Source organism: Desulfovibrio sp. 1188_IL3213, from assembly GCF_036763145.1.
Lineage (GTDB): Bacteria > Desulfobacterota > Desulfovibrionia > Desulfovibrionales > Desulfovibrionaceae > Desulfovibrio.
Genome location: NZ_JBAIYR010000385.1, coordinates 1 through 2153 on the forward strand (window position 1 = coordinate 1; position 2153 = coordinate 2153).

General features: G+C 60.6%; 2 protein-coding genes and 1 pseudogene. All 3 read right to left on the minus strand.

The annotated features are described in order from the left end of the window. Nucleotides 1–838 (minus strand): DHH family phosphoesterase (locus tag V6C16_RS11720; protein WP_333543286.1); only part of this gene is annotated, 838 nt, incomplete at its 3' end. 22 nt (nucleotides 839–860) lie between these two features. After that, nucleotides 861–1718, minus strand: a complete 858-nt coding sequence (locus V6C16_RS11725) for a tetratricopeptide repeat protein (protein WP_333543287.1) — start codon at nucleotides 1716–1718, stop codon at nucleotides 861–863. A 15-nt stretch (nucleotides 1719–1733) separates the two neighbouring features. Continuing rightward, a pseudogene (locus tag V6C16_RS11730) lies at nucleotides 1734–2024 on the minus strand (orotidine 5'-phosphate decarboxylase / HUMPS family protein); the annotation flags it as partial. Nucleotides 2025–2153 lie beyond the last annotated feature (129 nt).

Here is a 2153-nt window from a genome sequence, read left to right on the forward strand (position 1 = left end):
CCGCAAGAGCCTGGCCCTGTTGCTGGATGAGGCAGGCATGCGCTTTAACCTCACTCCGCTGGACGCCATGTCTCTGGAACGCCTTTTCCGAAAAAGCGATACCGTCAAGACAGAGTAGCATCTGTACCAGCGTTCCCAACGCTACAAGGTCAAGGCACTGATCCATTCTGTGGCGTTTGCCCGTGTGCGGGGCCAAAGCCGCGTTGACGGCTCCCATAAGGTAAAAGGCCACACCCACGCCAGCCAGATGCGGGCAGGGCAGGGATTCTTCGGGCAGCATGCGGGGATTGCAAAAGGCGTGGGCAGGGGGCAGCTCTTCCTGGGGCAGGTGATGGTCGGACACCACAACGGTCATGCCGATCTGCCGTGCATGACGCACGGCTTCGGTATCGGCAATGCCGCAGTCCACGGTGAGCAGTATGCGGCAACCCTGCGCGGCCAGCGCATCAATGTGCGCCACATTCAGCCCGTAGCCTTCGGTTCTGCGGTCAGGGATGTGCCAGAGAGCCTCGATGCCGTGGCTTTCCAGCACGTCCAGCACGAGGGTGGATGCGGTTATTCCGTCCACATCGTAATCGCCCCACACGGCCAGCTTTTTGCCGACCAGCAGTTCGTCTGCCAGCAGCCGGGCAGCTTCCGGCAACTGGGGCCAGTGCTGGGGCGGCGTCAGGGCGTCAAGGCGGGCGTCAAGAAACGCATTGATGGCCTGTTTACGCGAAAAGCCGCGCCTCCAGAGCACCTCCAAAAGAAGGGGCGATATGGAAAGTTCTTCTGCCCAGGAAGCGGGCAGACAAGCGGGGCCGCCTGCGGGCGGCGTGCGGAAAAGCCAGTTTTTCACGAAACCTCTGGGGCTGCCTGTCTCAGGAAGCGCTGCCGGCGTTCCGGCTTACGGCCTGCAGGGCGGTGCGTACCCCGTCCACCCTGTCGGCGGGAACAAGTTTGTTTTGGATGAGCCAAGCCAGAAATTTGAGCGAAGGCTCGTGTCTGGGGGCCAGTTCAAGGGCTTTGAGCAGGTTGTCGACGCAGCCGTTGAGATCTTTGGTTTCCAGCAGCACCCGCGCAAGGTTCATATAAAGATTTTCATCATTGGCGCTCAGCTCCAGGGCGCGCTGGTAGTATTCCAGCGATTGCCGCAGCATCTTGTTTTTGCGCAGGCTGATGCCGAAGTCGTTGAACAGGTGCTTGTGCTCCGGTTCAAAGGCGCCGTCAAGCTTGACCAGGCGTTCAAAAATGTTCTGCGCCTTGCCTGCGTCGCCACGTTCAAGATATGTGAGGCCGATGCCGAAGTTGGCGCGCACATTGTCTTCGTCAATGCCGAGAGCACGGGAATACTCAAATTCCGCGGCAAAATTCTCGCCTTTTTCGCGGCGTTCGTCTCCGTTGTCGATGGCCCGCTGCATCTCCTGCATCTTTGGGTAGACGGAGTTAAGGTAAAATTCCGGCTCCGGAGCGAACTTGGCTATAAGCTCGTCCATGGTGATCTTGCGTTTGGGGCCGCTGGGAACATAGTTGGTGTTGAGGGGCTGGCATTCGATGAACTTGCCGTGCTGCTCAATGAACCAGAAGGTTTTTTGCACAGTTTTCCGGGTCGTCGTGCCTGTGCCCACCCGGCGGACCTCCTGGGTGGAAAACACGCCGCGCACCTCGGCCTTCTGGCCCGGGGCGGCTGGCGTTTGCGCCGCAGGGCGCCTGTTTTCCTTAGTCTTTTGGCCGGACATGAAAATCCTCGTTCGTTATGTGGCGGAAGCCATGTCCGCCAGAATCTGTTTTGCCGCCAGAAGCGGATCGGGAGCGGCAATGATGGGTCTGCCCACGACAAGGTAGTCGGCCCCTGCGGCCACGGCCTGTGCTGGCGTCATGACGCGGCGCTGGTCATCGGCCACCGAGCCGGATGGCCGGATCCCGGGGCAAAGGCACATGAGGGACGGGCAGGCAGACTTGATGTCCACAACCTCATGGCCCGAACAGACCACGCCGTCCAGGCCCCAGCTCTGCGCATTGGCGGCGAGAGCGCGGGCAAAATCCGCTCAGCGAAGCAAGCGAGAAGGTTTCTAGCTTACTTCCTGGCCGGGGGAACTGCCACCAAGCGTGACGCTGCGGCGGCACCCTCGGCCGGGTTTGGATATGGCTGGTTTCTGGGCACGAAGCTCTTC

Bases quoted from the DNA above. Each gene is read 5' to 3' on its own strand.
- V6C16_RS11725 (WP_333543287.1), bottom strand. From the start codon at position 1,718: ATGTCCGGCCAAAAGACTAAGGAAAACAGGCGCCCTGCGGCGCAAACG.